This is a genomic window from Mesorhizobium sp. ES1-3 (assembly GCF_020164795.1).
Classification (GTDB): Bacteria; Pseudomonadota; Alphaproteobacteria; order Rhizobiales; family Rhizobiaceae; genus Mesorhizobium.
On the sequence record NZ_JAIUGW010000008.1, the window covers coordinates 126,101 to 152,877 of the forward strand.

27 protein-coding genes are annotated in these 26,777 nt (G+C 65.3%); 11 read left to right on the top strand and 16 right to left on the bottom strand.

From position 1 onward, the window contains the following. Positions 1 to 85 precede the first annotated feature (85 nt). From LB536_RS13890 to LB536_RS13900, 3 genes are read left to right on the top strand one after another with little or no spacing between them, the layout of a single operon-like run. Positions 86 to 568, top strand: a complete 483-nt coding sequence (locus LB536_RS13890) for a (2Fe-2S)-binding protein (protein ID WP_224593302.1) — start codon at positions 86 to 88, stop codon at positions 566 to 568. Further along, a complete protein-coding gene (locus LB536_RS13895) occupies positions 565 to 1,548 on the top strand; it encodes an FAD binding domain-containing protein (RefSeq protein WP_224593305.1) in 984 nt (327 codons plus the stop codon). The genes LB536_RS13890 and LB536_RS13895 overlap by 4 nt, the downstream gene beginning before the upstream one ends. After that, entirely contained in the window at positions 1,545 to 3,854 is a 2,310-nt protein-coding gene (locus LB536_RS13900) for a xanthine dehydrogenase family protein molybdopterin-binding subunit (protein WP_224593307.1), read from the top strand. The genes LB536_RS13895 and LB536_RS13900 overlap by 4 nt, the downstream gene beginning before the upstream one ends. 200 nt (positions 3,855 to 4,054) lie before the next feature. Here the strand turns inward: LB536_RS13900 and LB536_RS13905 are convergent, their stop codons facing one another. Beyond that, positions 4,055 to 5,065: a zinc-dependent alcohol dehydrogenase family protein gene (locus LB536_RS13905; protein WP_224593309.1), complete on the bottom strand. Its 1,011-nt coding sequence runs from the start codon at positions 5,063 to 5,065 to the stop codon at positions 4,055 to 4,057. A 97-nt stretch (positions 5,066 to 5,162) separates the two neighbouring features. Between LB536_RS13905 and LB536_RS13910 the strand changes: the two genes are divergently transcribed. Next, a complete protein-coding gene (locus LB536_RS13910; protein ID WP_224593510.1) occupies positions 5,163 to 6,092 on the top strand; it encodes a LysR family transcriptional regulator in 930 nt (309 codons plus the stop codon). Between the two features lie 41 nt (positions 6,093 to 6,133). Here LB536_RS13910 and LB536_RS13915 read toward each other — a convergent pair whose 3' ends face one another. Next, complete coding sequence (locus LB536_RS13915; RefSeq protein ID WP_224593311.1) at positions 6,134 to 6,805, bottom strand: helix-turn-helix transcriptional regulator; 672 nt, start codon at positions 6,803 to 6,805, stop codon at positions 6,134 to 6,136. Positions 6,806 to 6,819: 14 nt separating this feature from the next. On the opposite strand from LB536_RS13915, the gene LB536_RS13920 reads away from it, so the two are divergent. Beyond that, positions 6,820 to 7,074: a helix-turn-helix transcriptional regulator gene (locus LB536_RS13920; protein WP_224593514.1), complete on the top strand. Its 255-nt coding sequence runs from the start codon at positions 6,820 to 6,822 to the stop codon at positions 7,072 to 7,074. Between the two features lie 179 nt (positions 7,075 to 7,253). Continuing rightward, positions 7,254 to 7,379: a hypothetical protein gene (locus tag LB536_RS31095; RefSeq protein ID WP_263489054.1), complete on the top strand. Its 126-nt coding sequence runs from the start codon at positions 7,254 to 7,256 to the stop codon at positions 7,377 to 7,379. Positions 7,380 to 7,536: 157 nt separating this feature from the next. Here LB536_RS31095 and LB536_RS13925 read toward each other — a convergent pair whose 3' ends face one another. The 4 genes from LB536_RS13925 to LB536_RS13940 form a co-directional block, all read right to left on the bottom strand. Continuing rightward, a complete protein-coding gene (locus LB536_RS13925; RefSeq protein ID WP_140762149.1) occupies positions 7,537 to 7,827 on the bottom strand; it encodes a hypothetical protein in 291 nt (96 codons plus the stop codon). A 322-nt stretch (positions 7,828 to 8,149) separates the two neighbouring features. Continuing rightward, complete coding sequence (locus LB536_RS13930) at positions 8,150 to 8,908, bottom strand: slipin family protein (RefSeq protein ID WP_140762146.1); 759 nt, start codon at positions 8,906 to 8,908, stop codon at positions 8,150 to 8,152. Then, on the bottom strand, positions 8,905 to 10,272 hold the full coding sequence (locus LB536_RS13935) for an NfeD family protein (protein WP_224593313.1): 1,368 nt from the start codon (positions 10,270 to 10,272) through the stop codon (positions 8,905 to 8,907). Before LB536_RS13935 ends, LB536_RS13930 begins: the two co-directional genes overlap by 4 nt. Before the next feature lie 219 nt (positions 10,273 to 10,491). Then, entirely contained in the window at positions 10,492 to 10,851 is a 360-nt protein-coding gene (locus LB536_RS13940; RefSeq protein ID WP_140762141.1) for an SPW repeat protein, read from the bottom strand. A 452-nt stretch (positions 10,852 to 11,303) separates the two neighbouring features. Between LB536_RS13940 and LB536_RS13945 the strand changes: the two genes are divergently transcribed. Together LB536_RS13945 and LB536_RS13950 are read left to right on the top strand one after the other, a co-directional pair. Further along, entirely contained in the window at positions 11,304 to 11,930 is a 627-nt protein-coding gene (locus tag LB536_RS13945; RefSeq protein ID WP_140762138.1) for a DUF1326 domain-containing protein, read from the top strand. A 131-nt stretch (positions 11,931 to 12,061) separates the two neighbouring features. Beyond that, positions 12,062 to 12,862 carry a DUF2182 domain-containing protein gene (locus LB536_RS13950; protein WP_224593316.1) on the top strand — a complete coding sequence of 267 codons (801 nt, stop codon included), beginning with the start codon at positions 12,062 to 12,064 and terminating at the stop codon, positions 12,860 to 12,862. A gap of 40 nt (positions 12,863 to 12,902) precedes the next feature. Here LB536_RS13950 and arsC read toward each other — a convergent pair whose 3' ends face one another. From arsC to LB536_RS13965, 3 genes are read right to left on the bottom strand one after another with little or no spacing between them, the layout of a single operon-like run. Next, positions 12,903 to 13,322, bottom strand: a complete 420-nt coding sequence (arsC, locus tag LB536_RS13955; protein ID WP_224593319.1) for an arsenate reductase (glutaredoxin) — start codon at positions 13,320 to 13,322, stop codon at positions 12,903 to 12,905. Further along, positions 13,319 to 14,026, bottom strand: coding sequence for an aquaporin (locus LB536_RS13960; RefSeq protein WP_224593336.1), 708 nt, complete (start codon positions 14,024 to 14,026; stop codon positions 13,319 to 13,321). The genes arsC and LB536_RS13960 overlap by 4 nt, the downstream gene beginning before the upstream one ends. Then, positions 14,023 to 14,376, bottom strand: a complete 354-nt coding sequence (locus LB536_RS13965; RefSeq protein WP_224593340.1) for an ArsR/SmtB family transcription factor — start codon at positions 14,374 to 14,376, stop codon at positions 14,023 to 14,025. The genes LB536_RS13960 and LB536_RS13965 overlap by 4 nt, the downstream gene beginning before the upstream one ends. 42 nt (positions 14,377 to 14,418) lie before the next feature. Between LB536_RS13965 and LB536_RS13970 the strand changes: the two genes are divergently transcribed. Beyond that, on the top strand, positions 14,419 to 14,958 hold the full coding sequence (locus LB536_RS13970) for a DUF6428 family protein (RefSeq protein WP_224593343.1): 540 nt from the start codon (positions 14,419 to 14,421) through the stop codon (positions 14,956 to 14,958). Between the two features lie 66 nt (positions 14,959 to 15,024). On the opposite strand, the gene LB536_RS13975 is transcribed toward LB536_RS13970, so the two are convergent. The 6 genes from LB536_RS13975 to LB536_RS14000 all read right to left on the bottom strand — a co-directional run bounded on the left by LB536_RS13975 (position 15,025) and on the right by LB536_RS14000 (position 22,942). Continuing rightward, positions 15,025 to 15,711, bottom strand: a complete 687-nt coding sequence (locus LB536_RS13975) for an aspartyl/asparaginyl beta-hydroxylase domain-containing protein (RefSeq protein WP_224593352.1) — start codon at positions 15,709 to 15,711, stop codon at positions 15,025 to 15,027. A gap of 58 nt (positions 15,712 to 15,769) precedes the next feature. After that, positions 15,770 to 17,263: an efflux transporter outer membrane subunit gene (locus LB536_RS13980; protein ID WP_224593355.1), complete on the bottom strand. Its 1,494-nt coding sequence runs from the start codon at positions 17,261 to 17,263 to the stop codon at positions 15,770 to 15,772. A gap of 11 nt (positions 17,264 to 17,274) precedes the next feature. After that, positions 17,275 to 20,430 carry an efflux RND transporter permease subunit gene (locus LB536_RS13985; RefSeq protein WP_224593358.1) on the bottom strand — a complete coding sequence of 1,052 codons (3,156 nt, stop codon included), beginning with the start codon at positions 20,428 to 20,430 and terminating at the stop codon, positions 17,275 to 17,277. Positions 20,431 to 20,434: 4 nt separating this feature from the next. Further along, positions 20,435 to 21,709, bottom strand: coding sequence for an efflux RND transporter periplasmic adaptor subunit (locus tag LB536_RS13990; RefSeq protein ID WP_224593517.1), 1,275 nt, complete (start codon positions 21,707 to 21,709; stop codon positions 20,435 to 20,437). Between the two features lie 222 nt (positions 21,710 to 21,931). Further along, entirely contained in the window at positions 21,932 to 22,159 is a 228-nt protein-coding gene (locus tag LB536_RS13995; RefSeq protein ID WP_224593363.1) for a hypothetical protein, read from the bottom strand. Between the two features lie 102 nt (positions 22,160 to 22,261). After that, entirely contained in the window at positions 22,262 to 22,942 is a 681-nt protein-coding gene (locus LB536_RS14000) for a hypothetical protein (protein ID WP_224593366.1), read from the bottom strand. Between the two features lie 207 nt (positions 22,943 to 23,149). Between LB536_RS14000 and LB536_RS14005 the strand changes: the two genes are divergently transcribed. Together LB536_RS14005 and LB536_RS14010 are read left to right on the top strand one after the other, a co-directional pair. Further along, complete coding sequence (locus LB536_RS14005) at positions 23,150 to 23,878, top strand: response regulator (protein WP_140762106.1); 729 nt, start codon at positions 23,150 to 23,152, stop codon at positions 23,876 to 23,878. Next, a complete protein-coding gene (locus LB536_RS14010) occupies positions 23,875 to 25,116 on the top strand; it encodes an ATP-binding protein (RefSeq protein ID WP_224593368.1) in 1,242 nt (413 codons plus the stop codon). The genes LB536_RS14005 and LB536_RS14010 overlap by 4 nt, the downstream gene beginning before the upstream one ends. A 96-nt stretch (positions 25,117 to 25,212) precedes the next feature. Here LB536_RS14010 and LB536_RS14015 read toward each other — a convergent pair whose 3' ends face one another. Further along, on the bottom strand, positions 25,213 to 26,679 hold the full coding sequence (locus LB536_RS14015) for a hypothetical protein (RefSeq protein ID WP_224593370.1): 1,467 nt from the start codon (positions 26,677 to 26,679) through the stop codon (positions 25,213 to 25,215). Positions 26,680 to 26,777 lie beyond the last annotated feature (98 nt).

Here is a 26,777-nt window from a genome sequence, read left to right on the forward strand (position 1 = left end):
GGTCCGCCCGAAGGAACGGTTGGACCCTCCCTACCCCTAACTCCAATGCATCCCCCAAGCGTCAAGCAACTGGAGCCAGACGCCCATGACCAGCAAGACCACAATTCCCGTCCATCTCGATATCAACGGCAAGCATCACACGCTGGAACTCGAACCGCGTGTCACACTGCTCGACGCCCTGCGTGACCGGCTCGGCCTGACCGGCACCAAGAAGGGCTGCGACCATGGCCAATGCGGTGCCTGCACCGTCCATGTCGACGGCGAGCGCGTGCTGGCCTGCCTGACACTGGCCGCGCAAGCCGAGGGCCGCACCATCACCACCATAGAGGGGCTTGCACGGGAGGGCGAACTGCATCCCGTGCAGGCTGCCTTCCTCGAACAGGACGCCTTCCAGTGCGGCTATTGCACGCCAGGCCAGATCATGTCGGCGGTCGCCTGCATCCGCGAGGGCCATGCCGGATCGGACGAAGAAATCCGCGAATACATGGCCGGCAATCTCTGCCGCTGCGGCGCCTATCCGCACATTGTCGCCGCCGTGCGCCAGGCAGCGCTGGAGGCCGCGTCATGAGGGATTTTTCCTATCTTCGCGCCACCTCGGCCGACGCCGCCCGCCAGGCGGCCGCGCTCCCCGGCGCCATGCTGCTTGCCGGCGGCACCACGTTGGTCGACCTCGCCAAATGCGGCGTCGCCAACCCCGACACGCTGGTCGACATCACCCATCTCGAGGGGCTGGACCGGATCGAGATCGACGAGCGCGGCGCCATCATCGGCGCGCTCGCCAGGATGGGCCATGTCGCCGACCACGCGGACATCAAGAACCGCTTTCCCGCCATCTCGGAGGCGCTTTGGCAAGCAGCCTCGGCGCAGATCCGCAACATGGCAACCATTGGCGGCAATCTGATGCAGCGCACCCGTTGCCCCTATTTCCGCGATCCCTCGAATTTTGCCGCCTGCAACAAGCGTGTATCAGGCAGCGGCTGTTCGGCGATCGGCGGCGTCACCAGGGGCCATGCCGTGCTCGGCACCAGCGAAGCCTGCATCGCCATGTATCCCGGCGACCTCGCCACCGCGCTCGTCGCCTTCGACGCAACAGTCCATCTCGGCGAACGGCGCATCCCGGTCGACGACTTTTTCCTGTCGCCTGGCACGACACCGGACAAGGAACACGCGATCGAGCCGGGCGAGATGATCACCGCCATCGAAATCCCCTCCTCCGCCGCCGCCCGCCGTTCGACCTACCTCAAGATCCGCGACCGGCAATCCTATGAGTTCGCCGCGGCCAGCGCTGCCGTCGGGCTCGAACTGGAGTCCGACGGACGCACCATCCGAGACCTGCGCGTGGCGCTCGGTGGCGTCGCCACCAAACCCTGGCGGGCACGCGCCGTCGAAGACGCGCTGAAAGGCAAGGTGCTGGAGCCGGAAGCTGTTCGCGCCGCAAGCCTGCTCGCCGTCGAAGGCGCCGTCGACCATGGCGCCAACCACTACAAGATCGAGCTCGCGCCGCGCGTCGTCGCACGGGCTATTCTCAAGATGGGAGAAACGGCATGACCGTTCACAGCATCAGAGTTGGTGAATCGAAACGGGGCGACGCCTCCGACGGCGGCGCGGAAGCCGTCGGTGGCCGGCTGTCGCGCGTCGACGGCCCGGCCAAGATCACGGGTGCGGCCAAATACGCCGTCGAGCAGCAGCTCGAAGGGCTCGCCTATGCCGTGCTGGTCGAAAGCACCATAGCATCCGGCAAGGTGCGCGCCATCGACAGCAAGGCGGCCGAGGCAGCACCGGGCGTACTCAAGGTGCTGACACCGGACACGATCATCAGCCTGAAAACCGCCTCGGACTGGTTCGGCACCCCGCCGCCCGACAAACCCTACTGCCCGCTGGCGCGCGACGTCACCTTCTCGGGCCAGCATGTCGCCGCCGTCGTCGCCGAGACCTTCGAGCAGGCCGTGGCCGCCGCAGCGATGGTCAAGGTCAGCTATGACGAGACGCCGGCAATCGTCGACCTCAGCGATGGCAAGGCCGGCGACGGCATTCCGATCGACGCCATGACCAAGGAATGGGGCGACGCGCAGGCCGCCTTCGCCTCCGCCCCGGTGCGCATCTGTGCCGCCTACAACACGCCGCGCGAATACCAGGCGCCGATGGAACCGCATGGCCTTATCGCCCGCTGGGAGGGCGACCACCTCACCGTGTGGGAGCCGAGCCAGTGGCTGGACGGCATGGCGCGCACCTATGCCGAATGGTTCGGCGTGCCGTTCGAGAATGTGCGGCTGGTGTCGCCCTATATCGGCGGCGGCTTCGGTTCCAAGGCGCTGGCGCTCAGCCATGGCGCGATTGCCGCGAGTGCCGCGAAAATGCTCGGCCGGCCGGTGCGGCTGGTGATGACGCGGCCGCAGACCTTCACCGGTTACGGCGGCCGCGCCGCGACCCGCCAGACGGTGACGATCGGCGCCGACCATGACGGGAAAATCCAGTCGATCGTGCATCGCGGCGTCAACGAAACCTCGATCGACGGCATGTGGGTCGAGCCGCTGGGCTCGGTCACCTCGATCATGTACGCGACGCCGAATTTCTCCTCGAAACAGAATGTCGTGCGGGTGAATTCGGTGGTGCCGGGCGCCATGCGCGCGCCGGGCGAAAACCCTTCGGCCTTCGGCATCGAAAGCGCCATCGACGAACTCGCCTACGAGGTCGGCATCGATCCGCTGGAGATCCGGCTGCGCAACTACGCCGAACAGGACCCGCACGCGAAAAAAGCCTGGTCGACCAGGCAGTTGCGCGAGGCCTTTGCAGCGGGCGCCGACCGCTTCGGCTGGGCCAGGCGCACGCCTGAGCCACGCTCGATGCGCGATGGCAACCACCTGATCGGCTGGGGCGTCGCCGCCGGCACCTATCCGGTACGGCGCGCCTATGGCGAAGCGATCGTGCGCATCCTGGCCGACGGTTCGGTCGAGGTCGAAAGCTCCTCGATCGACATGGGCCAGGGCACCTACACCATCCTGGCGCAGACCGCCGCCGAGACGGTCGGCGTGCCCGCCGACAACGTCGTGGTGAAGCTCGGCGACTCCCGCTTTCCCCGTGCCGGCGTCGCCGGCGGGTCACGGCTGGCCGGCGTGATGACGGGCGCTGTCCACAAGGCGGCGACCTCGGCACTCGACCATCTGATCGGTCTGGCGATCAGCGATCCGCGCTCGCCCTTCCACGCGCTGCAGGCCAACACTTTGGTCGTCGCCAATGGCCGCATCACCGCACCACGCGGCGAAGGTCCCGATGTCTCGATCGCCGAACTGCTCAACAGCGTCGGCCGCGACCGCGTCGAGGCGACCGGCGACACCATGCCGGCCAATTCGACCGCCGAGGATCGCTACAAGAACTACACCACCATCGCCATGGCGCTGCCACACACCGAGGGCGATTATTCCCGCCACTCCTGGTGCGCGCATTTCGTCGAGGTGCGCGTCGACGAGGATTTCGGCACGGTGCGCGTGTCGCGCGTGGTGTCGGCGCTGGATTCGGGCCGGCTCTACAATCCGAAGCTGGCCGAAAGCCAATGGAAGGGCGGCATCATCATGGGTATCGGCCAGGCGCTGCTCGAGGAAGGCATTGTCGACCGCCGCCACGGCCGCATCGTCAACAACAACCTCGCCGACTATCTCGTCCCCACCAATGCCGACGTCCCCGACATCCAGGTGATCTCGGTCGGCATCCCCGACCTGCACTCCTCGGTGCTTGGTGGCAAAGGCGTCGGTGAACTGGCGATCGTCGGCATGGCGCCGGCCATTGCGAATGCTGTGTTCCACGCGACGGGCAAGCGGATTAGGGATCTGCCGATCACGTTGGAGAAGCTGATCTAAGGGTGGAACTGCCAATCTCCCCCCAAGTGGGGGACATGGCCGGCAGGCCAGAGGGGGGCGCTGTCCCGCCGGCATGTCAGCAGTTTGCGATCGCAAGTTTATGCAGATCCTCAGCGCTCTCAGATTGACCGAAAGGCCGCGATCCTTCGCGCCCCCTCTGCCCTGCTGGGCATCTCCCCACGAGGGGGAGATCGGCTACTTCACCACTCCAGCCCGAACACCAGCTTGCCGAAATGCAGGCCGCCGGCGGCCATGTGGGTGTAGGCTTCGGTCGCTTGATCGGGTGAAAACATCTTGTCGACCACCGGCTCGATCCGGGCCGCGCCGATGGCACGGGCGGCGTCGAAGAGATCGGACACGGATCCGGTGTTGTTGCCGACCACCTTCAGCGCCTTGATGATGATCGGCAGCAGATTGACCGTGGCCTCGGCGCCGGTGACGAAGCCGATGGTGAACAGCGTGCCGCCGGGCGCGGTGGCGTTGACGGCGCGGGCGAAGGTTGCGGTTCCGCCGGTCTCGACGATGAGGTCGGCGCCGAGACCGCCGGTCAGCTCCAGCACCTTGCCGTCCCAGTCGGGCGTCGCGCGGTAGTTGATGAGATGATCGGCGCCGAGTGCCTTCGCCCGCTCCAGCTTTTCGTCCGACGACGAGGTGATGATGACGGTGGCGCCGGCGGCTTTCGCGAGCTGCAGGGTGAAGATCGAGACGCCGCCGGTGCCAAGCAGCACGACGACCGAACCCGGCCCGACATTGGCGGCGCGGATGGCGTTCCAGGCCGTGGTGCCGGCGATCGGCAGCGTCGACGCCGCCTCGAAGGAAAGATACGCCGGGACCGGCACCAGCGAATTGGCCGGCAGCGCCACATATTCGGCCAGCGATCCCGGCAGCGAGATGCCGCGCATCTGTGTCATCTCGTAAGGTCGCGGCGGCCCACCGATCCAGCGCGGCTTGGCATGCGCGACGACGCGATCGCCGATGGCGAATCTGGTAACGTCCTCGCCCAGCGCGACGATCTCGCCGGCGGCGTCGGCGACGGGGATGAGCGGGAAGCTCGGTCCGGGATAATTGCCGCTCGCCACCGCCACATCGACGAAATTGAGGCTCGCCGCACGCTGACGGATCAGCACCTCGCCACGCTGCGGTTCGGGGGTTGCAACGGTGACGGCGCGGAAGGCGTCCAGCCTGGGCTGGCTGAGTTCGATGGCTTTCATGGTTTCACTCCGGTGGGACGATTGATGGATTGAGTGAACCTATTTGCTGCGCTATCTCTGGATAATCCTTGTTTTCTGCAATTGAGAACTGTGAATGATGCAGCAATCTCACGAACCCGCGGCCCTTGCCGAGATGGCCGCCTTCGCCGCCATCGCCGAGGCGCGCTCCTTCACCCGCGCGGCGGCGCGTGTCGGGCGCGACGCGACCATCCTGTCGCGGCGCCTGCAATCGCTTGAGACGCGGCTGGGGGTGAGATTGCTCTCGCGCACGACGCGCAGCGTGTCGCTGACCGAAGCAGGCGCCGAATTCCTGGTGCGTGTGCGCGCCATCCTCGCTGCCGTCGACGAGGCCGAGGCCGTCGCGTCCGCGCATGCCGGGGGCGGCCCGCGCGGCGTGCTCAGGCTGGCCCTGCCCGGCACGTTCGGGCGCATGTGGATCGGGCCGCTGCTGCCTCAATTCCTTGCCGAATTTCCCGATGTGCGCATCGAGGCCGAATTCTCCAACCGCTTCACCGATCTGGTCGCCGAGAATTTCGATGTCGCCGTGCGGCTGGGCAGCCTGGAGGATTCGCGCCTGGTGGCACGCAAGGTGGCGACGCGACGCCGGCTGCTCTGCGCCGCCCCCTCCTATCTTGCCCGCAGGGGCAGGCCGGAGACACCGCAGGCACTGCTCGACCATGCCTGCCTGGGCTTCTCGGGCTTCCAGACCTTTCCGGCCTGGGAGATGACCGACCGCGAGGGCCGGCGCGCGCGCGTTGAGGTTTCCGGGCCATTGGTCACCGACGATGCCGAGGTGCTGGTCGACGCCGCCGTGCAAGGCGTCGGCCTGATGATGAGCACCGACTGGCTGGTCGGCCGCGAGCTTGCCGATGGACGGCTGGTGCCCGTGCTGGAGGAGTGGACGCTGGCGGACGAAGGCGCGGTCTATGTCGTCACGCCCTCGGCCAAGGGAAAGGCCGCCAAGACCCGCGCCTTCGCCGACTGGATCGGCAAGCGCTTCGCGCCGGAGCCGCCCTGGCGGCGGTGAGGCCTCTGACCCGCTGGCGGTAGAGACCACGCGCTCCGCCCTCAGGGTCCATGAGCCGCCAGCGGCGTGCCGATGTCCGACACGAGTTTGACGAGGTCGGCTTGGCGTCTCGTGCCGGTTTTGGCGAAAATTCGATTGAGGTGGGTCTTCAAGGTGTTTTCACCGATGCCGAGCGACGACGCGCTCTTGGAGGCTGACAATCCGCTGCCGATCCGCAGCAGCACCCGCGCCTCCGCGGGTGTAAGGTCGAACAGCGTGGTCAGAACGGCCTCCGGGAGGGGAGAAGCCGATGTCGTCGTCGATATGAACACAGCCGCGCATGCCGGCCGGAAAACCGCGCGCGCCGTTCCTTCAGTCAGCGGCAACACATAGGCAACGGCGGGCGGCTGGCCCTGGGCCGAAACCGGCAGCCCTATGCCGCGCGCGCCAAGCGAAGCATCCGCGCTCGCCGCACTGGCGATCGCGTCCAGCAGGGCGCGAGCCACCACCGGATTCTGTGCCTGGAGCAGGCCGTTCCTGGAGAGAATGGGACCCTGCGCCGAAAACATCTGTTCGGCGGCCGCATTCGCATGGAGGATTGCTCCGTTGGCGTGGGTAAGCACGAAAGGCACAGCCAGATGATCGAGCGCCTGGCGATAATGATGGGTGATGACGCGGCCCTGATCGAGCAGATCGCCGATCAGCGAAGCACGGCGCAGATGCGGCGAGAGCAATTATCGATCCCGGCATTTCCGCCCAAAGTGTCGCGCAACAACTCGGCCTGTCGGTGCGCTATGTCCACGACCTCCTTCAAGAGACGGGAATGAGCTTCTCTGAACGCGTTCTGGAACTGCGTTTGCAGAGCGCCCACAGGATGCTCTCGCACAAACACAGCGACATGCGGGTCAGCGACATCGCCCTGACAAGCGGATTCAGCGACGTATCGTACTTCAACCGCTGCTTTCGTCGCCGCTTCGGCTATACGCCGACAAGCGCCAGATAAGTTTTGCAGCTTTCGGCAGCTGTCCGATACCAGCCCGTGCGAGGCCGAGACCGATGACGCCGAACTGCCACAGTGCGCGCAAAAGACGCTGCTTTTCGCTCCAGTCCAATTCCAGTGCGGGCCTACCCAAGACAAGGCCGGGCTCCAATGACATGTCAGCCTCAGGGTGAAACAGCGCGGTGATCGAGACCGGCTTCGACCTGCCGATGTCGGCCAATGCGACACTCGGCCTGTCCTATGTCGGCCAGTTCGGCGGCCACAACACCGACAACGGGGCCAAGGCAGATCTCAGCGTCAGGTTCTGACAGTGAGAAAAGATCAGGCGGACCCAGCAAGGACGCAATATCTGGCGGGACAGCGCCGTTCCTGCCGGGCGACCGCCCAGGGATGGACAAAAGAGACCTCGCGGCCCTGCGGACCGCGAGGTTCAGCGATGCTAAAAGGCTTTGTAGCCGCTCTAACCTATCTATCCTTGCCAAGGCACGGATCGAACACCGGGATCAATGCCAACAACACCGCGGCTTCCTGGATCAATCCGGCCAATGCATGGTCGGCGAGCACGCAATCAGGACACAGCTGTCGCACCCTTTTCATCACATAATTGGTGGAAATTACTGAGCGGCGACGATAGCCCCGCAATGTAAGGAGAATGGCTGTCTGAAGCTCCATTGCCCCATGATGTACCGATTTTGACTGCTCGGACAGGCTATCCTGTTTATTCCGGTATTCTGAACTCAAATGAAGGGTCGACATCCGCCATCCTCTCCAAAATATCGCAGCGGACGCCCTGTTACCCGAAGAAACCACTCTCGACTTTGATCTAGGACAAAGACTTATGGTTTATTTCTCACTTATTTTGAGTGTGCCTTGCAGTGCGTAAGAACGCCTTCTTGACGGAAACTGTTCCACATTTTTCCTGGACTTGTTGTTGTAGCGTTGAGCCAGACCAGGCCGAGCCGAGAGTGGACGATATCGAGAGCCCGGAAGCGAGCGTATCTGACGTCCGTGGGACCGGAAGCGCAGGAACCTGCAGGCTGGCTGAACTCACCCAGTTGGGAGGCGGAAAGGGGGTTGCTTACTTCCCCTGCCCCTTCAGGAATTGACCGAGCAGGTCCACCGGCAACGGGAACACCACGGTGGAGGAGCGCTCGCCGGCGATGTCATGCAAGGCCTCGAAATAGCGCAGCTGCATGGCCTGCGGCTCGGCCGCCAGCATGCGGCCCGCCTCGACCAGTTTCGCCGCCGCCTGCTGCTCGCCTTCGGCATTGATCACCTTGGCGCGCCGCAGCCGCTCGGCCTCGGCCTGCTTGGCGATGGCGCGGACCATGTTCTCGTTGAGGTCGACATGCTTGATCTCGACATTGGACACCTTGATGCCCCACGCATCGGTGCGCTGGTCGAGGATTTCCTGGATGTCGCTGTTGAGCCTGTCGCGCTCGGCCAGCATCTCGTCGAGTTCGTGCTTGCCGAGCACCGATCGCAGCGTGGTCTGCGCCAGCTGGTTGGTGGCGGCCATGTAGTCCTCGACCTGGATGACCGCCCGTTCGGCGTCGACGATGCGGAAATATAGCACGGCATTGACCTTCACCGAGACGTTGTCGCGCGAAATCACGTCCTGCGGCGGCACGTCCTGCACCACCACGCGCAGGTCGACCTTCACCATCTGCTGGACGAAGGGAACGAGGATGATGAGCCCGGGCCCCTTGACCCCGGTGAAGCGGCCGAGCGTGAAGACCACGCCGCGCTGATATTCCCGGAGGATGCGGATGGCCGCGGACAGGAATATGACCACAATTAGCGCTAGTACCAGATAGGCCACATAGCCGATGTTCATTGCCTTGCTCCATTCCTTCCCGCGTCGCGCCGCCGCACGGTCAGCACGAGATCGCTGATGTCCGTCACCTCGACGCTGTCGCCGGCCGCGACGGGTTCATCGGCCTTCGCCCGCCAGCGCTCGCCCAGGGCCAGCACATGGCCCTCGCCGCCCTGCCAGTCGAGGATCTCGGCCGGCTGGCCGCGCATCGCTTCGCCGCCGACGCGCGGTGGGTTCCGGCGCGCCGCCCAGAGATAGGTACCGCTCAGCAGCGCCAATCCAAGCGTCAGCGCGGCGGCCGGACCGATGACGGCCCATGACATGGCAAAGCCCGGCCCCTCGACCCGCAGCAGCATGGCGGCACCGAACAGAAAGGCGGCCACGCCGCCGAGCCCAAGCACGACGGTGGGATTGAAGGCCTCGATGATGAGGAAAACGATGCCGAGCAGCATTAGGGCAAGGCCGGTATAGTTGATCGGCAGGAGATCGAGCGCATAAAGGCCGAGCACGAGACAGGTGGTGCCGATGACGCCGGGCGCGACCGCGCCCGGGCTGGTGAACTCGAAGACGATGCCATAGACGCCGACCAGCATCAGGATGACGGCGGTGTTCGGATCGGTGATGACGGAAAGCAGCTGGATGAACCAGCCCGGCTCCAGCGTCTCGACCGGCAGCCCCTTCGTCGCCAGCACCACTTTCTTGCCGGCCACATCGACGGTGCGCCCATCGGCCAGTTGCAGGAGTTCGGTGGTGTCGCGGGCGACGAAATCGATCACATGTTCCTGCAATGCCGCATTGGCCGACAGGCTCGCCGCTTCGCGCACGGCCTTCTCGCCCCAGTCGCCATTGCGATTGCGCAGTTCGGCGAGCGAGCGGATCAGGGCGACCGCGTCATTGGTCACCTTGGTCATCATCGCGTCGCCCGCCGGCCGTCCGGTGGCATCCTTCTGGTTGTCCTTCTGGTCGCCCGGAAGCGCCGGCAGCCCGCCCATCTCCACCGGTGTCGCGGCACCCAGATTGGTGCCGGGCGCCATGGCCGCGACATGGGTGGCATAGAGGATGTAGGTGCCGGCACTCGCCGCATGGCCACCGGCCGGCGCGACATAGCCGATGACGGGCACCGGCGAAGCCAGGATATCGGCGATCATCTCGCGCATCGAGGTGACCAGCCCGCCGGGCGTGTCGAGTTTAAGGATGAGAACCGCGGCGTCCCGCTTGGCGGCGACGTCGAGCGCTTCCTCGAGCTGCCTTGCGCTTGCCGGCCCGATGGCGCCATCGATCGCCATGCTCAACGCAACCTTCTCGCTCCCGGCCGAAGGGAAGAGAGAAACGACAGCTGCGGCGACTAAGGCCGCGGCGAAAAGGGCCACCCGCGCGAAGATCACGCTCAAACTCCTACCCAAGATATGGGTTCGATCTCATCGAAATCCATGGGCGGGCCTGCCGATCGCAAGCGATGGCCAGATCGGCACGGGCGGACCGGCAAAAAGATGCCGGCACCGGAGCGCCAGCCCAAATTTCGCGTACCTTGGGCGCGCAATTCCAGATCTGCGGGAGGAGCCCGTCACTCGCGCGCCGAGCCCCCACCCTTGGTCCGTCCCAGATCACGCGTGCGCGTGCGGGTGACGGAAGTCCCAGACGGCCCAGCCGGATACGGCAACCACCAGCACGCCGAGAACGACGTCGGTGGCCATCGCATGTGTGTTCGCCATGAAACCGAGTAGCCAGGGCGAAACGATCAGCCAGAGCCCGAGAACGACACTCACCCATTCTTCCCACTCGGCGAATGCGGTAAGCGCTGCCAGAGCCATGACACCCAGCACGACGCCAACAACCCAGGCGTTCCATGCAGGTGCGGTCTCAGCAGCGAAGCCGATTACCCAAGGTGAGATGAACAGGCAGATGGCAAGGACCAGATTGAGCCAGTCCTGGCCCTTCTTTCCTTCCATGAGCATATTAGCCATGACAACCTCCATAGATGAAGCTTGACCAAAGCAATTCGCGTGCGACGCACGCTTACCCATTGATGTAATTATGCTTCACGTGGCCTTCAAGAGCTGCTCGGCGGCAGGCTCGGCCGGGCGTAGCTAGGGTTCCCTGCACCCTTTGCGGTCGCCTCGCTCCCGAACGGGATCAGTGCGCGGCATTCCCAGTGCAGGGATTGCAGCCGAGGTTTTGCCCCGGGGCGCGAATCCCAGGGTTGTCGTTGCCGACAATCGTGAGAAATTCGAAGCGCGGCACCTTCTCCGCTGGTGCTTGACAGTGCCGGGCAACGGCGTAGCGTATGCCTACTGGTCTGGCGCGCCGATCGTTCGCGGGGTTGGACTGTCTGCCGCTCGAAAATGCAAAGAAAAGCGGCGCCACCTGGCCAAGAAAGCGGCGATATTCCGGCCCGCCTCGCACTCGGGAGGAGCCAATGGCAACCAGTTGGCAGTTGTCCGGAAATTATTTCGAAAATTGTAACTGCGACGTCGTCTGTCCCTGCCTGATGTCACCCAAAGCGCAACTGACGTCAAAGCCGACGCAAGGCGTCTGCGACGTTGCCCTGGCCTTTCACATCGACACCGGCAATTTCGGTGATGCGCGGTTGGACGGCCTCAACGTCGCGATGGTCGCGCGCACGCCCGGTCCGATGGCGGAGGGCAACTGGACGGCCGCTGCCTATATCGACGAACGGGCCGATGACACGCAAATGGAGGCGCTGGGCGCGATCTTCACCGGCGCCGCAGGCGGCCCGATGGCTATGCTCGCGCCGATGATCGGTACAAACCTGGGAGCCAAGAAGGCGCCGATCAGGTACCAGATCGATGGCAAGAAGCGGTCGGTGGAGATACCGGGGGTCATGCATGTTGCGGTCGAACCGCTGCCAACGATGCGCGAGGACGGAGAGATGTGGGCGGCCACCGGCCATCCCATCAACCCCGACAAGCTGTTCATGGCGATGGGCGTGCAGGACAGCACGTTCAGCGACCACGGCATGCGCTGGGACAATTCCCGCCGCAACGGGCACTACGCGTCGATCAACTGGTCGGGCCAACAATAGGTCCGGCCGCCAGAGCGAGACGCTCCACTCGGTCAATGGGTCCCGCTCTGTCTCTTTGTTTCAGGGGTGTTTCTGCAATGCCGGCGGACTGAGTTCGGCTGCGAAATGCTCGATCGGAACGGACTTGGGCCATGCTCGATGCTGGGACCCCGTCACTGGCGCTGCAGCGAAACATCATCGCTGCGCTGCTGATCGCCGTTGCCGCCGCGGCCTGGGCCATGCTCATCCGGTGGCAGATCGGCATGGACATGCCGATGGCCATGAACACGCCCACGATGGGCATGAATGCGCTACTGTTCCTCGTCGTCTGGATCATCATGATGGTCGCCATGATGTTCCCGACGGCCGCCCCCATGATCCTGACGTTTCACCAGGTCCAGGCCGGGCGGCGGGGGCCCGGCGCAACCTTTGTCTCGACCTGGGCATTCGTGGGCGGGTATATGCTGGTCTGGGGCCTGTCGGGCGTACTCGCTTTTGCCGGCGCGGCGGGCGCGGAGAATATTGCCGGGCGAGAGGGAATGTCCACGGCGACGGCCGCTCGCATCGGCGGCGCGCTGCTGATGGTTGCGGGTGCCTACCAGCTCTCGCCGCTGAAGGATTTGTGCCTGGCCAAATGCCGTACTCCAATGAGCTTCATCCTGACCTCATGGCGCGACGGGCACTGGGGCGCGGTGCGCATGGGCTTGGAGCATGGGCTCCTTTGCCTGGGCTGCTGCTGGCTCCTGTTTCTCACTCTCTTCCCGCTCGGGATCATGAACATCGCGGTCATGGCCGTGGTCACGCTGCTGGTCTTTGCGGAAAAGACCTTCCCGATGGGAGAGAGGGTAGCAAGGCTGGCGGGCGCCGCCTTGCTGCTCTACGGGGCGGCGGTGCTGGTCGTTCCACGGTTGCTGCCGACTTTTCCGGCAGCCGAAGCCATGGCTGGAATGTAATGACTTGATCGCATTCGACGGCGCCCGAGCCCCTCTACAGTCAGTCTGGTATCGTGCCACGGTCACCGGTGACCACCTCGCCGTCTTCCTTGGTGAAATGGTTCACCGGATGGTCAAGCAGGTCGAGTACAAGCTCGGACGGCCGGCACAGCTGCGTCCCCCTGGGTGTTTCGACGATCGGCCGGTTGATCAGGATCGGATGCTCCAGCATGGCATCGAGCAGCTGCTCGTCGGTCCATTTGGCATCAGCCAGGTCAAGCTCGGCATAGGGCGTGCCCTTTTCGCGCAGCAAGGCGCGCACCGGAATTCCCATGGCGGCGATAAGCTGGCGCAGGCGCTCCCGGCTGGGCGGATGTTTCAGATATTCGACGACGACCGGCTCCTCGCCGCTCGCCCTGATCATGGCAAGCGTGTTGCGCGAGGTGCCGCAGTCGGGATTGTGATAGATGGTGACGGTCATGGCCTGGCCTCGACGACAAGAGGTTGGATTTCGGATTGCGGTTGCAGCAGCCACGTCATCAACGCCAACGCTAAGCCGGCGCCGGCGAGCTCGGCGGCGATGAAGCCGGGAAGGCTTGCCCAGCTGATTCCGGAATATGTGTCGGTGAACGCCCTCGCCACCGCGACCGCGGGATTGGCGAAGGACGTCGAGGCGGTGAACCAGTAGGCAGCGGTTATATAGAGGCCGACAAGCCAGGGCACGGCCGCGCGTTCGAAGCGCAGGCCGGCCAGAATGACCGCGAGCAGGCCGAAGGTGGCAACGCCCTCCGAAAGCCATTGCGCGGCGCCGGTGCGGCCATGCGTCGACAGCGCCAGCGGCGCCAGGCCGAACATCAGATGAGCGATCATCGTTCCGGCGATGCTGCCGGCAAGTTGGGCCAACATGTACAAGATGCAATCGCTGGCCGACAGGCGGCGCGAAAGCGTCAGGGCGAGCGACACTGCCGGATTGAAATGGGCACCGGATATTGGGCCGAGGATTGTGATCAGCACGACCAGGCTCGCACCGGTTGGCAGCGTGTTGCAGAGAAGTGCCAGTGCGCCGTCGGTCGTCAGCGACTGCGCCATGATGCCTGAACCGACGACCGTAGCCACAAGCAGCGCCGTGCCGAGGCCTTCGGCGACCAGGCGTCGCGGCAGGTCGAATTGACGCTCGACTGTCATCGAACCATCTCCTGCGCATCGGCCGCGCAGCAGCTCGGCGCCAGCGCCGGAGCGCAGATTTCGGGCCTTCCGGAGCAGCAATCCTCCATCAAAAAGCGGATCAGCCCGCTCAGCGCGTCATATTCGGCGCTGTAGACCATGGATCGGGAATCGCGGCGCACGCTCACCAGCCCTGCCCGCTCGAGCTCCTTCAGGTGGAAGCTCGCATTGGACGCCGAGACCTCGACTTTCTCTGCGATAGCGCCTGCGGCAATTCCATCCGGACCCGCAATCACCAGATGCCGCAGGATGCGCAGACGCGTCTCCTGCGAAAGGGCCGCGAAGGCAGACAGGGCTTGACGTTCATCCATATTTCAACAATCCTAGAAATGTTGAAACAAGGATTACCGCACATGCTCGTCTCTGACAATCGGGAATTTGAACCCACCATCGTCAGTGATCCCGAGGACATCGCCATCGCTGGCCTCCTGGGGTTTCTGGCCGGTCACAAGGACAGGCCGTTGGTGTTTTTCCATGATGGCCGACCGGTAAAGCCCGGCTACCACGTCACCGAGGTGAAGGCGGGCACGTTCGCCGCGCTGGATTGCGGCGCCAATCCGGAAGCCTGGGCCGAGATCTTCATCCAGCTCTGGGACGTCGACGAGGGCGACCGCACGCATATGCCGGCCGGGAAATTCTCCGCGATCATCCGCAAGGTGACGGAGCATGTCGACCTCGACCCGTCCGCCCGGCTCACTTTCGAGGTCAGCGACGGTGTACGCCCGATCGCGCTTTATCGGGCCGCCCTTCCCCGGCTGGCCGACGGCGCGGTACATGTCGAGCTTTCGCCCCGGCCTGCAAGCTGCAAGCCGCGCGACCGTTGGCTGGAGGAAGAGCGGAAAGCCAAGGCCTGTTGCGAGCCTTCCGCCGGCTCGCAACCTTGCTGCGGATAAATCGCTCGCCTCAAAGCAGGAAAGGCCCTCGCCTCACTCAGAGATAGGGTGCTCGCGCTCCCAGGTTCAGCCGGAGAAGGACACGCCCCTGTGGCGCATCCCCGCCTGGACGCCGCGCACGATCAGCCGGGACAGGACTTCCATGTCCAGCGGCATTCCTGGACGCCAGACGTCGAGCAGCAGCGCAATGCGGGGCTCGTCGGCGTTGTTCATCACCTCGTGCGGGAAAGTGTCGTCCCAGAGCAGGCCTTCGCCATCCGTGATCCGCTTCTCCTGATGATTGATCATCATGATGGTCGCCGGGCGGCCATCGGCCTGCCGCGGTATGACCAGGCCGAGGTGAAAGCGCATGATGCCGCGAAACGGTCCGCGATGGCTGGGAATGTGCTTGCGCGGCGCCAGGAACGAGATGGCCGCCGATTTGACTTCGGGGCACTCGGCGAGCAACTGGCTCAGAACCGGCATCCGCGCCAGGTTTTCGGGGATGCCGATGTCGTAGGCCTTGAGCACGAACATGCGCCAGTCGAGACCGTCATTGGCCGAGATGTCGGCCTGTTCCGGCATGATGTCGTGGAAGCGCGGCGCCCCGCCCAGCCGCACGGCAAGCGCTTCGTCGCGTATGCCGCGCCAGGCGGCGGTGAATTTCGCCGCGTTCGGAAAATCGCTGGCGGCATCGAGGATAGCCGGCGCGTCTATGCGCTTTTCATAGACACGCCGGACCCCATTGGATGCAAGATCATAGATGCGCGACATCTCATAGCCTCAAGGACACTATAAACGGACTGCCGATGGTTCGGGTTGCACATTTTGTTCATTGCGTCGTGAGCGTCGATACTATCCGTGGCGCGGTCCTGACGTCGACGATCTCAGGCCTGGTGCTATCGACCGCGCCGTTCCAGCCGCCGCCGAGCGCCTTGTTGAGGGCGATGTAGTTGGTCGCCAGCAAGACGCGGCTCTGCAACAATGAATCCTCGGCCGAGTAGAGCGAGCGCTGGGCGTCGAGCACGTCGAGAAGACTGGTCTCGCCGGCCTTGTAGAGCGTGCCTTCGAGACGTGCCGCATCGCCATAGGATTTCGCCGACGCGGCAAGCTTGCCGAAGCGGATACGCTCCTGCGCCAGCGCAACGAGTGCGTTCTCGACATCCTCGAGCGCGGTCAGCACCGAAGACCGGTAGGCGATGAAATACTGGTCGCGCTGCGCCTGGGCGACCTCGACGGCCGCTTTCAGCTGCCCGGCATTGAACAGCGGCACGCTGAGCGTCGGCCCGAAGGACCAGCCGATGGACGAATTCTTGCCGAGGTCGCCGAGATTGAGGGCCGCCGTACTGATGTTTCCCGTCAGGCTGACCGTGGGATAGCGCGCGGCCTCCGCCTGGCCGACCTTGGCGTTGTATTGCGCGTATTGCCGCTCGGCCATGCGCACGTCGGGACGCGACAGCAGGATATCGGCGGGAATCCCGGTCGGCATCGGCAGGCGTGGCGCCGGGATCGGCTTGCTGCGCTTCAGGCGCTCGTTGAGTGCCGCCGGCGGCCGGCCGGTGAGCACCGACAAGCGATGCAGCGCTTCGGCATAGCTTGCCTCCAGCGTCGGCACCGCGGCCTCGGTGCTGGCCGCTTGGCCCATCGCCTTGGCAACATCGGCGGCGGTCGCAGTGCCCGCCTGCGCCATGGTGCGGGTGAGTTCGGCGGTCTGCCGCTGCGACGCGGCCGAACGCCGGGCGAGCGCGATGCGCGCCTGGTAGCCGCGTGCCTGGGTGTAGTCGGACGCGACATCGCCGACCAGGGTCAAAAGGGTCGAGCGCAATTCCTGCTCGGACGCGTCCACCCCATAGCGTGCCGCCTCGACACCTCTGCGGTTGGCACCGAACAGGTCGAGTTCCCAGCTGGCGTCGAAGCCGGCCTGGTATTCCGCGTAGACGGAATTGGTGCCAGATGTCGTCTCGGCTGACTTGTTGCGCGTGACCGAGCCGGACCCATCCGCCGACGGCGCCAATGTGCCGGCGGACTGGCGATAGCTTGCGCGCGCCTCGCGGATCTTGGCTTTCGCCGTGGCGACATCGAGATTGCCGGCGACCGCTTCCTCGACAAGCGTGTCGAGCTGCGGGTCGCGCAGGCGCTGCCACCATTGCGAAAGCTGCGCCGGCTGGACGGACTTCGTCGGCTTCTGGCCGCTCCAGTTTGCCGGCATCGGCAGGATGGCTGTCCGGTAGTCCGGGCCGACGACGCATCCCGCGAGCAAGGCCGCGCCGAGAACAGGCGCAAGGAGCCGCCCCGCGGCCAGCGGGCCACGTTCAAAACCTGTCATGTGAAGAACCCTTATTGCTGGTTGGCCGTCACCGGCGTTTCGCCCGTATCCTGCCCGGGATCTGGTTTGGCCACCCTGCCCTTGAAGATGCGCCGCACCGTGACGAACAGCAGCGGCACCAGGAACACGCCGATCACGGTCGCCGCGATCATGCCGCCCATCACGCCGATGCCGACGGAGTTCTGCGCGCCCGAGCCGGCGCCGCTGGCGATCGCGAGCGGCGTGACGCCGAGGATGAAGGCCAGCGACGTCATCAGGATCGGCCGCAATCGTTGTCGCGCCGCCTCCAGCGTCGCCTCCACCAGCCCCATGCCGGCCGTCTGCCGCTCGATGGCGAACTCGACGATCAGGATGGCGTTCTTGGCGGCGAGACCGATCGTTGTCAGCAGACCGACCTTGAAATAGACGTCGTTGGTCTGGCCGAACAGGCTTGCCGCCGCCAGCGCGCCGAAGATGCCGATCGGCACCGACAGCATGACCGCGAACGGGATCGACCAGCTCTCATAGAGCGCCGCCAGGCACAGGAACACGACCAGGGCCGAGATCGCGTAGAGCGACATCGCCTGGTTGCCCGAAAGCCGCTCCTGATGCGACAGCCCGGTCCATTCATGCGAATAGCCGGCCGGCAGCTGCGCGACGAGTTTGTCGATCTCGTCCATCGCCGCGCCCGAGCTCACGCCCGCTGCCGCCGCGCCTTGGATTTCGACCGCCGCCGAACCATTGTAGCGTTCGAGCCGGGGCGAGCCGAATGTCCAGTGGCTGGAGGCAAAGGCCGAGAACGGCACCATGGCGCCGCTGGCATTGCGGACCTGCCATTTGTCGAGATCCTCCGGCTGCATGCGGAAATTCGCGTCCGACTGCATGTAGACCGGCTTCACCCGTCCGCGATCGATGAAGTCGTTGACGTAATCGCTGCCCCATGCGCTGGACAGCGTGTTGTTGATGTCGGCAAGACTGACGCCCAGCGCGCTTGCCTTCTCCTGGTCGATGTCGACCGAGAATTGCGGCTGGTCCTCCTGGCCGTTGGGGCGCGTGTTGGCGAGCAGCTTGCTTTGCGCCGCAAGACCCAGAAGCTGGTTGCGCGTCTGGATCAGCGCGTCATGCCCGGCGCCATTGACGTCCTGCAGGTAGAAATCGAAGCCGTTGGTGTTGCCGAAACCCTGGATGGCGGGGGGCGCCAGCGCGAAGACCTGCGCATCCGTGATCTTGCGGAAGGCGCCCATCGCGCGCCCGGCAATCGCCTGCGCTGCTGACGCCGGCGACTTGCGCTGGGCGAAATCCTTCAGCCGCACGAAGCCGATGCCGACATTCTGCCCGGCGCCGCCGAAGCCGAAGCCCGACGCGGTGAAGACCCCGTCGACAGCGTCCTTTTCGTCCTTGAGATAATGATCGGTCACCTCAGCCAGAACGCGCTCGGTTCGGTCCTGCGTCGCGCCGACCGGCAGCTGCACGCTGGTGATCAGGATGCCCTGGTCTTCTTCCGGCAGGAACGAACTCGGCAGGCGAGCGAACATCCAGCCCACGGCGACGACGATGGCGAGGAAGATGGCAAGAAATCGCCACGACCGCTTGATGATGCCATGCGAGCCGTCGCGATAGGCCGTCGTGCCGCGATCGAACATCCGGTTGAACCAGCCGAACGGACCCGTCTGCGTCGCATGGTCCTTCGGCCGCCGCAGGATCGTGGCGCACAGAGCCGGCGTCAGCACCAGCGCCACCAGCACCGACAGCACCATGGCCGAGACGATGGTCACCGAGAACTGCCGGTAGATGATGCCGGTCGAGCCGCCGAAGAAGGCCATCGGCACGAACACGGCCGACAGCACGGTGGCGATGCCGACCAGCGCGCCGGTGATCTCGTTCATCGATTTTCGCGTCGCCTCTTTCGGCGACAAATCTTCCTCGGCCATAACGCGCTCGACATTCTCGACCACGACGATGGCGTCGTCCACGAGCAGGCCGATGGCCAGCACCATGGCGAACATGGTCAGCGTGTTGACCGAATAACCGAACAGCGACAGCACGCCGAACGTGCCGAGCAGCACCACCGGCACCGCGATGGTCGGGATGATCGTCGCCCGCAGGTTCTGCAAGAAGATGAACATCACCAGGAACACCAGCACGATCGCCTCGGCCAGCGTCTTGACCACTTCCTCGATCGACAGCCGCACGAAGGGCGAGGTGTCATAGGGGTAGACGACCTCGACCCCTTGCGGGAAGGTCGAGCTCAGCCGGTTGATCGTCGAGCGCACCGCTTCGGCGGTGCTGATGGCATTGGCGCCGGTCGCCAGGTTGACGGCGACGCCGGCCGCCGGCTTGCCGTTGTAGTGGGCCTGCGTCGTATAGCTTTCGGCGCCGAGTTCGACGGTGGCGACGTCGTTGAGGCGGACCAGCGAACCGTCCGTCTGGCTCTTCAGGATGATGTTGCGGAACTGTTCGGCGGTTTGCAGCCGGCTCTTGGCGGTCACCGTGGCGTTGAGCTGCTGGCCCTTGCGCGCCGGCAGGCCGCCGAGCTGGCCGGCCGAAACCTGCGTGTTCTGCGCCTCGATGGCGCTCGCCACGTCGTTCGGCATCAGCGCGTATTTTGCGAGCTTGTCCGGGTCCAGCCAGATGCGCATGGCATAGCCCGAGCCGAAGAGCTGCGTCGAGCCGACGCCTTCGACGCGTTTCAGCGTGTCGTTGACCGTGGCGTCGACATAGTCCGCGAGATCGGTCGAGTTCATCTTGCCGTCGCTGGAGACGAAGCCGATGACCATCAGGAAGCCGGTCGACGATTTTGAAACCGTGATGCCGTTGCTCTGCACCACCTGCGGCAATTGCGACTGCACCAATTGCAGCTTGTTCTGTGTCTGCACCTGGGCGGTGTCGGGATCGGCCGTACTGGTGAAAGTCAGCGTAATCGAGGCCGAACCGGTCGAGGTCGACGTCGCCGTCATATAGTCGAGATTGTCGATGCCGGTCATGCCTTGCTCGATGACCTTGGTCACCGAATTCTCGACCGTCTGCGCGTCGGCGCCGGGATAGGTGGCGCTAATGTTGACCGTGGTCGGCGCGATCTGCGGATATTGCGAGATCGGCAGCGTGGTGAGCGCGAGCAGGCCGCCCAGCATGATCACGATGGCGATCACCCAGGCGAAGATCGGCCGGTTGATGAAAAATGCTGACATCGTCTCAGTTCCCGGTCGAGGCGGCGGGTTGCTGGCCCGTGCTGGCCATCTTGGATGGGGCCGGCAAAGCCGATGTCTGACCGCGGTCCTTGATCTCCCCGGTCGCCTCGTCGATCGTCACTTCGACGCCGGTCGCGTCGCCGCCGGGGCGCACGAGCTGCAGCCCCTCGACGATGACGCGGTCGCCATCGCCGACACCGCTGTCGACCAGCCAGTTGTTGCCGACGGTGTTGCGCACGGCGAGCACGCGCGTCTCGACCTTGCCCTGCGCATTGATGACCATGGCCGTCGCCTCGCCCTTCGTGTTGCGGGTGACGCCGCGCTGCGGCACCAGAAAACTGTTCTGGGCGACGCCCTCCTCGACCAGCGCCCGCACATACATGCCGGGCAGAAGCAGGCGGTCGGGATTGGGAAACTCGGCTCTCAACGCGAATGTGCCGGTGGTCGGGTCGACATTGGCGCCGGCGAATTCCAGCTTGCCGGTCTGCGTGTAAACGGTGCCGTTCTCGAGTTTCAGCTTGACGCTGACATTGGGTCCGCTGAACTTCAGCCGCCCTTCCGAGATCGCCTGGCGCAGATTGAGCAAATTGGTGCTCGACTGCGTGACGTCGACATTGATCGGATCGAGCGAACGGATCGTGGTCAGCACCGTCTCCTGGTTGGCGGTGACCAGCGCGCCCGGCGTCAGCGTGGACTTGTCGATGCGACCGGCGATCGGCGCGGTGATCGAGGTGCGGTCGAGGCTGATGCGTGCGGTTTCGGCGCTGGCCTTGGCGGAAGCCACATCCGCCTGCGCCTGCGCCAGCGTGGCGGCGGCGTCGTCATAATCCTGTTTGGAAACAACGTTCTGCTTCAAGAGGCCGGCATAACGGTCGAACTTGGCCTGCGCGGTAGGCACCGCCGCCGCCGCCTTCTGCTGCGCCGCGACCGCACTGTCATAGGCCGCCTTGTAGCTCGCCGGATCGATGAGGTAGAGCGGCTGTCCCGCCGCCACCTCGCTGCCTTCCTTGAACAGGCGCTGCTGGATGATGCCGTCGACCTGCGGGCGTACCTCGGCGATCAACGACGCCGCCGTGCGCCCCGGCAGTTCGGCCGTGATCGCCACCGATTGCGGATGCAGCGTGACGACGCCGACTTCCGGCTTGCCGACGCCGCCCATGCCCGCGGGAGCCTTGGCTTGCTCCTGTGAGCAGGCCGCCACGAGAAGGGCTGCGGCAAGCGCCGTCCAGGGCGCGAGCCGGCGAACCGGCGGGGAGGACTGGCTGGACTGGATAGACATGGGCTGAATGATCTTTCGCTTGAGGTGCGGTGGCTGCCTGGGCATGGGATCGTGCAAGGAGGGGCGAGGCCGAACGTTGGCGGTGTCGAGCAGTGCTTCGAAGCGGCTCATGTCGCGCTCCTGCTTCGCGGGTGGAGCGCACTCGAGGATCGAGTGGCTGGCTGCGATGCCCCTGCGTCATTATGCCGATCAGCGCCGACATGCCAAGCGCCTTGCCAAGTCTCACGCGATCTTGCGGTCATGATTTTCGTCGGGCCGGTGCGCAAGCGGGAGCGACAGGCGCCAGGCGGCGAATTCCAGCCGGATCGCGCCCTTCAGCGTGTCGGCGGGCAGCGCCGCGTCGTTGGCGCGCCCGGGCAGCGCCGCATGACTGGCGCGCCCGGCATGGCCGAGCGATGCGATCAGCCGCAGCAGCATCAGGGCTTCCCACATTGTCGTGCCTTGTTGCATGAGGGTGAATCCGGGATGGCGCGATCCACCACCCCGGAAGGGAAACCGGCCGGCCCGGGAACGGGTTGAGTACCGGAGCCGGCCGGCGCAGCCGGTCTGTTGTCAGCCGTTCCCGGGCTGGGGTGGCGACATCAGGCCATCATCGGGTGGGCCTGCCGGACTGGCCGCATCATTCGGCGGGCCGCCCCAGGGACCGGGGGGTGGTCCGTGGGGCCCTTCCGCCGAAGCGAGGATTTCGAGCTGTTCTGGCGTGAGCTTGGCGCGCAGCTCGGCGATCGCATCCTTCAGCTTCGCGGCCGAGGCGGCGCGCGCCGTGACGTCGTCGGCCAGCCTTTCCTGGAAGGCGAAGGGATCGGGCGTGCCGCCAGCACCCGCATCGGGGCCTTTCGCCTGCGGCGCGCCATCTGGCCTGGCAGGCCAGCCTGGACCACGATCAGGCCGCGGCGGCGACAGCACCGCCTGCAGCGCGCTGGTGTAGTCGCGCCAGGCGTCGAGCTGTTCGCTGCGGATGCCGACGCGGGTTTCGAGCGCGGCCAGCCGGGCGGCCAGCATGAATTCCGGCGGCGGCCCCAGGCGGCGGGGGCCAAAACCTTCCGGGCCGTGCGACATCGGCCCGCGCGGGCCAAAACCCTGCTGCCAAGGCATCGGGCCATGGTCTGGGCCATCCTGCATTGCCATGACCGGCGGCCCGCCGGGTGCGGCACCCGGATCGGGTTGCGCCGCCAGCGCGGGGTGAATGGCGGCGGCGGAAAACAGGCCGAGCGCAAGAAGTCTGCTTCGCATGACGGTTCCTTTCATCCATGCCTTGGACGCCGGGAGGATAGGAAGCGTGTTTGTCTGCTTCGCGTCGGCGTGTTGCCGAAGGTTTCCGCAAAAGGGCAATTTGTTTCCGAACGTTTCCATGAGCCGGCCAGAAACATTGCGTTGCAATTTTCCATGCCGCTTGCACGCGCTCTCCCTATAATCGGCGCCAAGCAGAGGGCACGGCAAATGCAGTCACAACCCCATATCCTCGTCGTCGACGACGACCGCGAAATCCGGACGCTGCTCGGGCGCTATCTCGACGGCCAGGGTTTTCGCGTCTCGGTGGCGGCCGACCGGCGCGAATGCGAGCAGAAGCTGGCCTCGGGCCAGTTCGACCTGACCGTGCTCGACGTCATGCTGCCGGATGGTTCTGGGCTCGATATCTGTCGCGCCTTGCGCGACCGCAAGCCGCATATCCCCGTGATCCTGCTGACGGCGCTGAAGGAAGATGTCGACCGCATCATCGGGCTGGAGCTCGGCGCCGACGACTATCTCGGCAAGCCGTTCAACCCGCGCGAGCTGACCGCCCGCATCCGTGCCGTGCTCAGGCGCTCGACCCCGGAAGAGGCGGCGCCGGCGCCCCCGCCCCGCGCCTACCGTTTCGCCAGCTATAGGCTGGAGCCGGACACCCGCAAAGTGACGGATGCGCAAGGCGCGGCCGTCGATCTCACCGGCGCCGAATTCGACCTGTTGCAAGTCTTCCTCGACCGCCCCGGCCGGCTGCTGTCGCGCGACCAGCTGCTTGATCTCACGCAAGGCCGCGAGCGCGACCCGCTCGAACGCTCGGTCGACGTGCTGATGAGCCGGCTGCGCCGCAAGTTCACCGACACCGGCGACGGGCCGCTGTTCAAGACCGTGCGCAATGGCGGTTACCAGCTCACCGCGCGCGTCGAGACGGTGGAGGCGCAGGCGTGAACTCGCTGCGCCGCCGCCTCATCCTGTTGCTGGTTGCTTCGATCGTCGGCGTCGTCGGCCTGGCGACGGTGGCCGTGCTCAGCGTGCGCGGCGGCGGGCCGCCGCCGGAACTCGTCGTGCCCTGGGTTGCCCAGCAGATGGAGCTCGTGGTGCGGCTGCTGCCGGGGCCCATACCCGATGTGCTGCGGGTGCAATTCAGCGACCGGCCGGCCGATGGCAAGGTGGACCGGCAGGAGACGGCGATGCTCAATGATCTGCTGCGCCGGCGAGGTTTCGACGTCCTGGCCGTCGTCAGCGACAAACCGGGTGAACCCGCCCAGCGTGCCTCCATGCGCCTGCCCGACAGCCGTTGGGCGATCCTGGAAATTGCCCACATCGATCCGCCCAGGCGCGAATGGCTGGTTCTCGCCGGCTGGATCTCGCTGATCGTGGCCGGCGCCACCGCCGTCTCGGTCTATTTCACATCGGTGCTGATCCGGCCGCTCGAAATGCTGGAGGCCACCGTCTCCAAGATCGGCAGCGATGGCGTGCTGGCGCCGGTGCCCGAGGTGGGCTCGGCCGAGGTCAAGGCGACCGCGCATGCGCTGAACCAGCTCTCGTCCAGGCTGAAGACGGCGATGGAAAGCCGCATGCGGCTGGTGGCCGCCGCCGGCCATGACCTGCGCACGCCGATGACGCGCATGCGGCTGCGCGCCGAATTCCTCGACGAGGAGCGCGACAAGTGGCTGCACGACCTCGACGAGCTTGACCGCATCGCCGACAGCGCCATCCGCCTGGTGCGCGAGGAGGTCAACCAGGATGCCGTCGAGCCGCTGGACCTGGAAAAGATGGTGCGCGACATATCAGCCGAGATGGCCACGCTCGGCCATTCCGTCTCGATCGGCCATCTCGACAAGGTTTCGGTGCGCGCCGGCGCGCTCGGCCTGCGCCGCGCGCTCCGCAACCTGATCGTCAACGCCGCCACCCACGGCAAGGCCTGCACGATCGCGCTCGACCTCGCCGGCAGGCGCGCCGTGCTCTCGATTTCGGATGTCGGCCCTGGCATTCCGCCCGACCTCATCAACAAGGCCTTCGAGCCCTTCTTCCGCGTCGACCCCGGCCGCCAGCAATCCATTCCCGGCGCCGGCCTCGGCCTCGCCATCGCCAAGGAAATCATCGAGCGCTACGGCGGCACCGTGACGCTGGAGAACCGCCAGGGCGGCGGACTGGCGCAGACCGTGGTGTTCGCGGCTGTGTGATTGCGTGAGGGCAGCGGCCGTCCGCGTCGTCAAGGGCAACCCAACGCTGGGACACTGCCAGGCAATGGGGCCCGCGACCCTCGCTAGCGGAGCGAGCTACGACGTGGCGCGCAGATTTCTGCGCATGGTCCGCCTGCCCGTCGCACGGGCCTTCTCGGCCACCACGGCGGCGATCTCGACCACCTCGCCCTCGCGCGATCTGCCGTTGGTGGCTTTGTGGAGCCGCTCGTAGGGCAGCAATTCCTTGATCCGGGCGTTGAGCGACGCGATTTCGGCCCGCAGGTCCTCGCATTCCTGCCGCTGGACATCCCGCTGTATGTCCTCCGATGCCTGTTGCAGCGCAATCTGCGAAAGATTGGCGTTCGCTTTGGAAAGGCTCATCTTGTCGGTTTCGTTCTCGTCCGTGAGCGCCGACAATCTTTCATCGGCGATCTTCTTTTCGGCCACTGCGTCGTCCAGTTCGGTCTTGAGCCTGGCGATCTCGGCGGCGGCCGCGCTGTTCTCGTTCGAGGCCCGCTCCAGCCGCGATTCCAGGTCCTGTATCTCGGAACGCAATCCGCGCATTTCCGTCTGGCCGCGAGCCCGTTCGGCTTCCCAGTCGCCTTCCATCATGCTGGCCGACTCGGTCTTTTCCGCCAGCTTCGCCTGCGTGGCCTCGAGCGCCTTCTGCAGCCGGATCTCCTCTTTCTCGCTCTTCCCGAGCGCCGCCATCAGTTCGGCAAGCCGCGCTGCTTCGCTGGCGTGGATTGCCGAAAGCTCGTCCAGCCTGTGGCGCGTCTGGGTCTCCCGCTTCAGCACCTTGTCGAGCTCGGCCGACAGGCTGACATGTTTCTCCCGCAGCATCTTGCTCTCGCGCAGGCGCCTGTTGGCCTCGACCGTCCTGGCCGTCAGCCGGTTGGCGATGTCGCCGAACTCCGCGTCGCGTTTGGCGTTGGCATTGGCCATCTCTGCGAGTTCAAGCCTTACCGCTGCGAGCGTTGCGCGAAGCGTCTCCCGGTCCTGGACCAGGGTCGTCTCGCGCTGCTGCAGCAATTCGCACGCGCCGTCACGCTCGCGCAGCTTTGCCGCCGTGTCGTGCAGCTTTTCCGACAGCGTTCTCTGCTCCGCGATCAGGCCGGCATTCGCGAGCTCCAGCTCATTGGCGCGAAGAATGTCGGTGTGGAGGATGTTGAGGAATTCCCGCGTCAGATGGTGCGAGGTCGAGATCTCCGACAGTTTGCCGTTGATCTCGTCCAGATAATCCCTGGCGTCGTGGAACATCCCTTCGAAGGCATTCAGTGCCGCCAGCCGGGTCTGGGCATGAGGCGTCAGTCGTGGCGCGGTTTCGGCGGTCTCGGCATTGCACGCCGCATCGGGAGCGTCCGCGGCATCCGCTTGTGGCGCATCGGCTTGGACTGGTGAGGCGTCGGCGCCTGACGCGGGATCCGGGACATCGTCGCCCTTTGGCGGGTCCTCGAATTCGCTATCGAGGCTGGCATCCAGGGCGTCGGCCAGATCGTCCTGTAACTCCTGGAGTGCGTTGTCTACGTCTTCAGCACGCTTGATCAGGCTCTTGAAGTTCATACGGAACTCCCTCTTACGCAACCAAACCCAGATATTTAATAAACTGCTAATATGTATCCTTACATCCGCTTATTCCGCAAGGGAAGGCCCCGGTGGGA

Excerpts from the sequence above, each read along its gene's own strand:
- LB536_RS13960 (WP_224593336.1), bottom strand. The coding sequence starts at position 14,026 with ATGACAGTCGAGCGTCAATTCGACCTGCCGCGACGCCTGGTCGCCGAA.
- LB536_RS13970 (WP_224593343.1), top strand. The coding sequence starts at position 14,419 with ATGCTCGTCTCTGACAATCGGGAATTTGAACCCACCATCGTCAGTGAT.
- LB536_RS13985 (WP_224593358.1), bottom strand. The coding sequence starts at position 20,430 with ATGTCAGCATTTTTCATCAACCGGCCGATCTTCGCCTGGGTGATCGCC.
- LB536_RS13990 (WP_224593517.1), bottom strand. The coding sequence starts at position 21,709 with ATGTCTATCCAGTCCAGCCAGTCCTCCCCGCCGGTTCGCCGGCTCGCG.
- LB536_RS13975 (WP_224593352.1), bottom strand. The coding sequence starts at position 15,711 with ATGTCGCGCATCTATGATCTTGCATCCAATGGGGTCCGGCGTGTCTAT.
- LB536_RS14000 (WP_224593366.1), bottom strand. The coding sequence starts at position 22,942 with ATGCGAAGCAGACTTCTTGCGCTCGGCCTGTTTTCCGCCGCCGCCATT.
- LB536_RS13930 (WP_140762146.1), bottom strand. The coding sequence starts at position 8,908 with ATGAACATCGGCTATGTGGCCTATCTGGTACTAGCGCTAATTGTGGTC.
- LB536_RS13950 (WP_224593316.1), top strand. The coding sequence starts at position 12,062 with ATGCTCGATGCTGGGACCCCGTCACTGGCGCTGCAGCGAAACATCATC.
- LB536_RS14015 (WP_224593370.1), bottom strand. The coding sequence starts at position 26,679 with ATGAACTTCAAGAGCCTGATCAAGCGTGCTGAAGACGTAGACAACGCA.
- LB536_RS13890 (WP_224593302.1), top strand. The coding sequence starts at position 86 with ATGACCAGCAAGACCACAATTCCCGTCCATCTCGATATCAACGGCAAG.
- LB536_RS13940 (WP_140762141.1), bottom strand. The coding sequence starts at position 10,851 with ATGGCTAATATGCTCATGGAAGGAAAGAAGGGCCAGGACTGGCTCAAT.
- LB536_RS13895 (WP_224593305.1), top strand. The coding sequence starts at position 565 with ATGAGGGATTTTTCCTATCTTCGCGCCACCTCGGCCGACGCCGCCCGC.
- arsC (WP_224593319.1), bottom strand. The coding sequence starts at position 13,322 with ATGACCGTCACCATCTATCACAATCCCGACTGCGGCACCTCGCGCAAC.
- LB536_RS13980 (WP_224593355.1), bottom strand. The coding sequence starts at position 17,263 with ATGACAGGTTTTGAACGTGGCCCGCTGGCCGCGGGGCGGCTCCTTGCG.
- LB536_RS13945 (WP_140762138.1), top strand. The coding sequence starts at position 11,304 with ATGGCAACCAGTTGGCAGTTGTCCGGAAATTATTTCGAAAATTGTAAC.
- LB536_RS13995 (WP_224593363.1), bottom strand. The coding sequence starts at position 22,159 with ATGCAACAAGGCACGACAATGTGGGAAGCCCTGATGCTGCTGCGGCTG.
- LB536_RS13925 (WP_140762149.1), bottom strand. The coding sequence starts at position 7,827 with ATGTCGACCCTTCATTTGAGTTCAGAATACCGGAATAAACAGGATAGC.
- LB536_RS14005 (WP_140762106.1), top strand. The coding sequence starts at position 23,150 with ATGCAGTCACAACCCCATATCCTCGTCGTCGACGACGACCGCGAAATC.
- LB536_RS13900 (WP_224593307.1), top strand. The coding sequence starts at position 1,545 with ATGACCGTTCACAGCATCAGAGTTGGTGAATCGAAACGGGGCGACGCC.
- LB536_RS13965 (WP_224593340.1), bottom strand. The coding sequence starts at position 14,376 with ATGGATGAACGTCAAGCCCTGTCTGCCTTCGCGGCCCTTTCGCAGGAG.
- LB536_RS13910 (WP_224593510.1), top strand. The coding sequence starts at position 5,163 with ATGCAGCAATCTCACGAACCCGCGGCCCTTGCCGAGATGGCCGCCTTC.
- LB536_RS13905 (WP_224593309.1), bottom strand. The coding sequence starts at position 5,065 with ATGAAAGCCATCGAACTCAGCCAGCCCAGGCTGGACGCCTTCCGCGCC.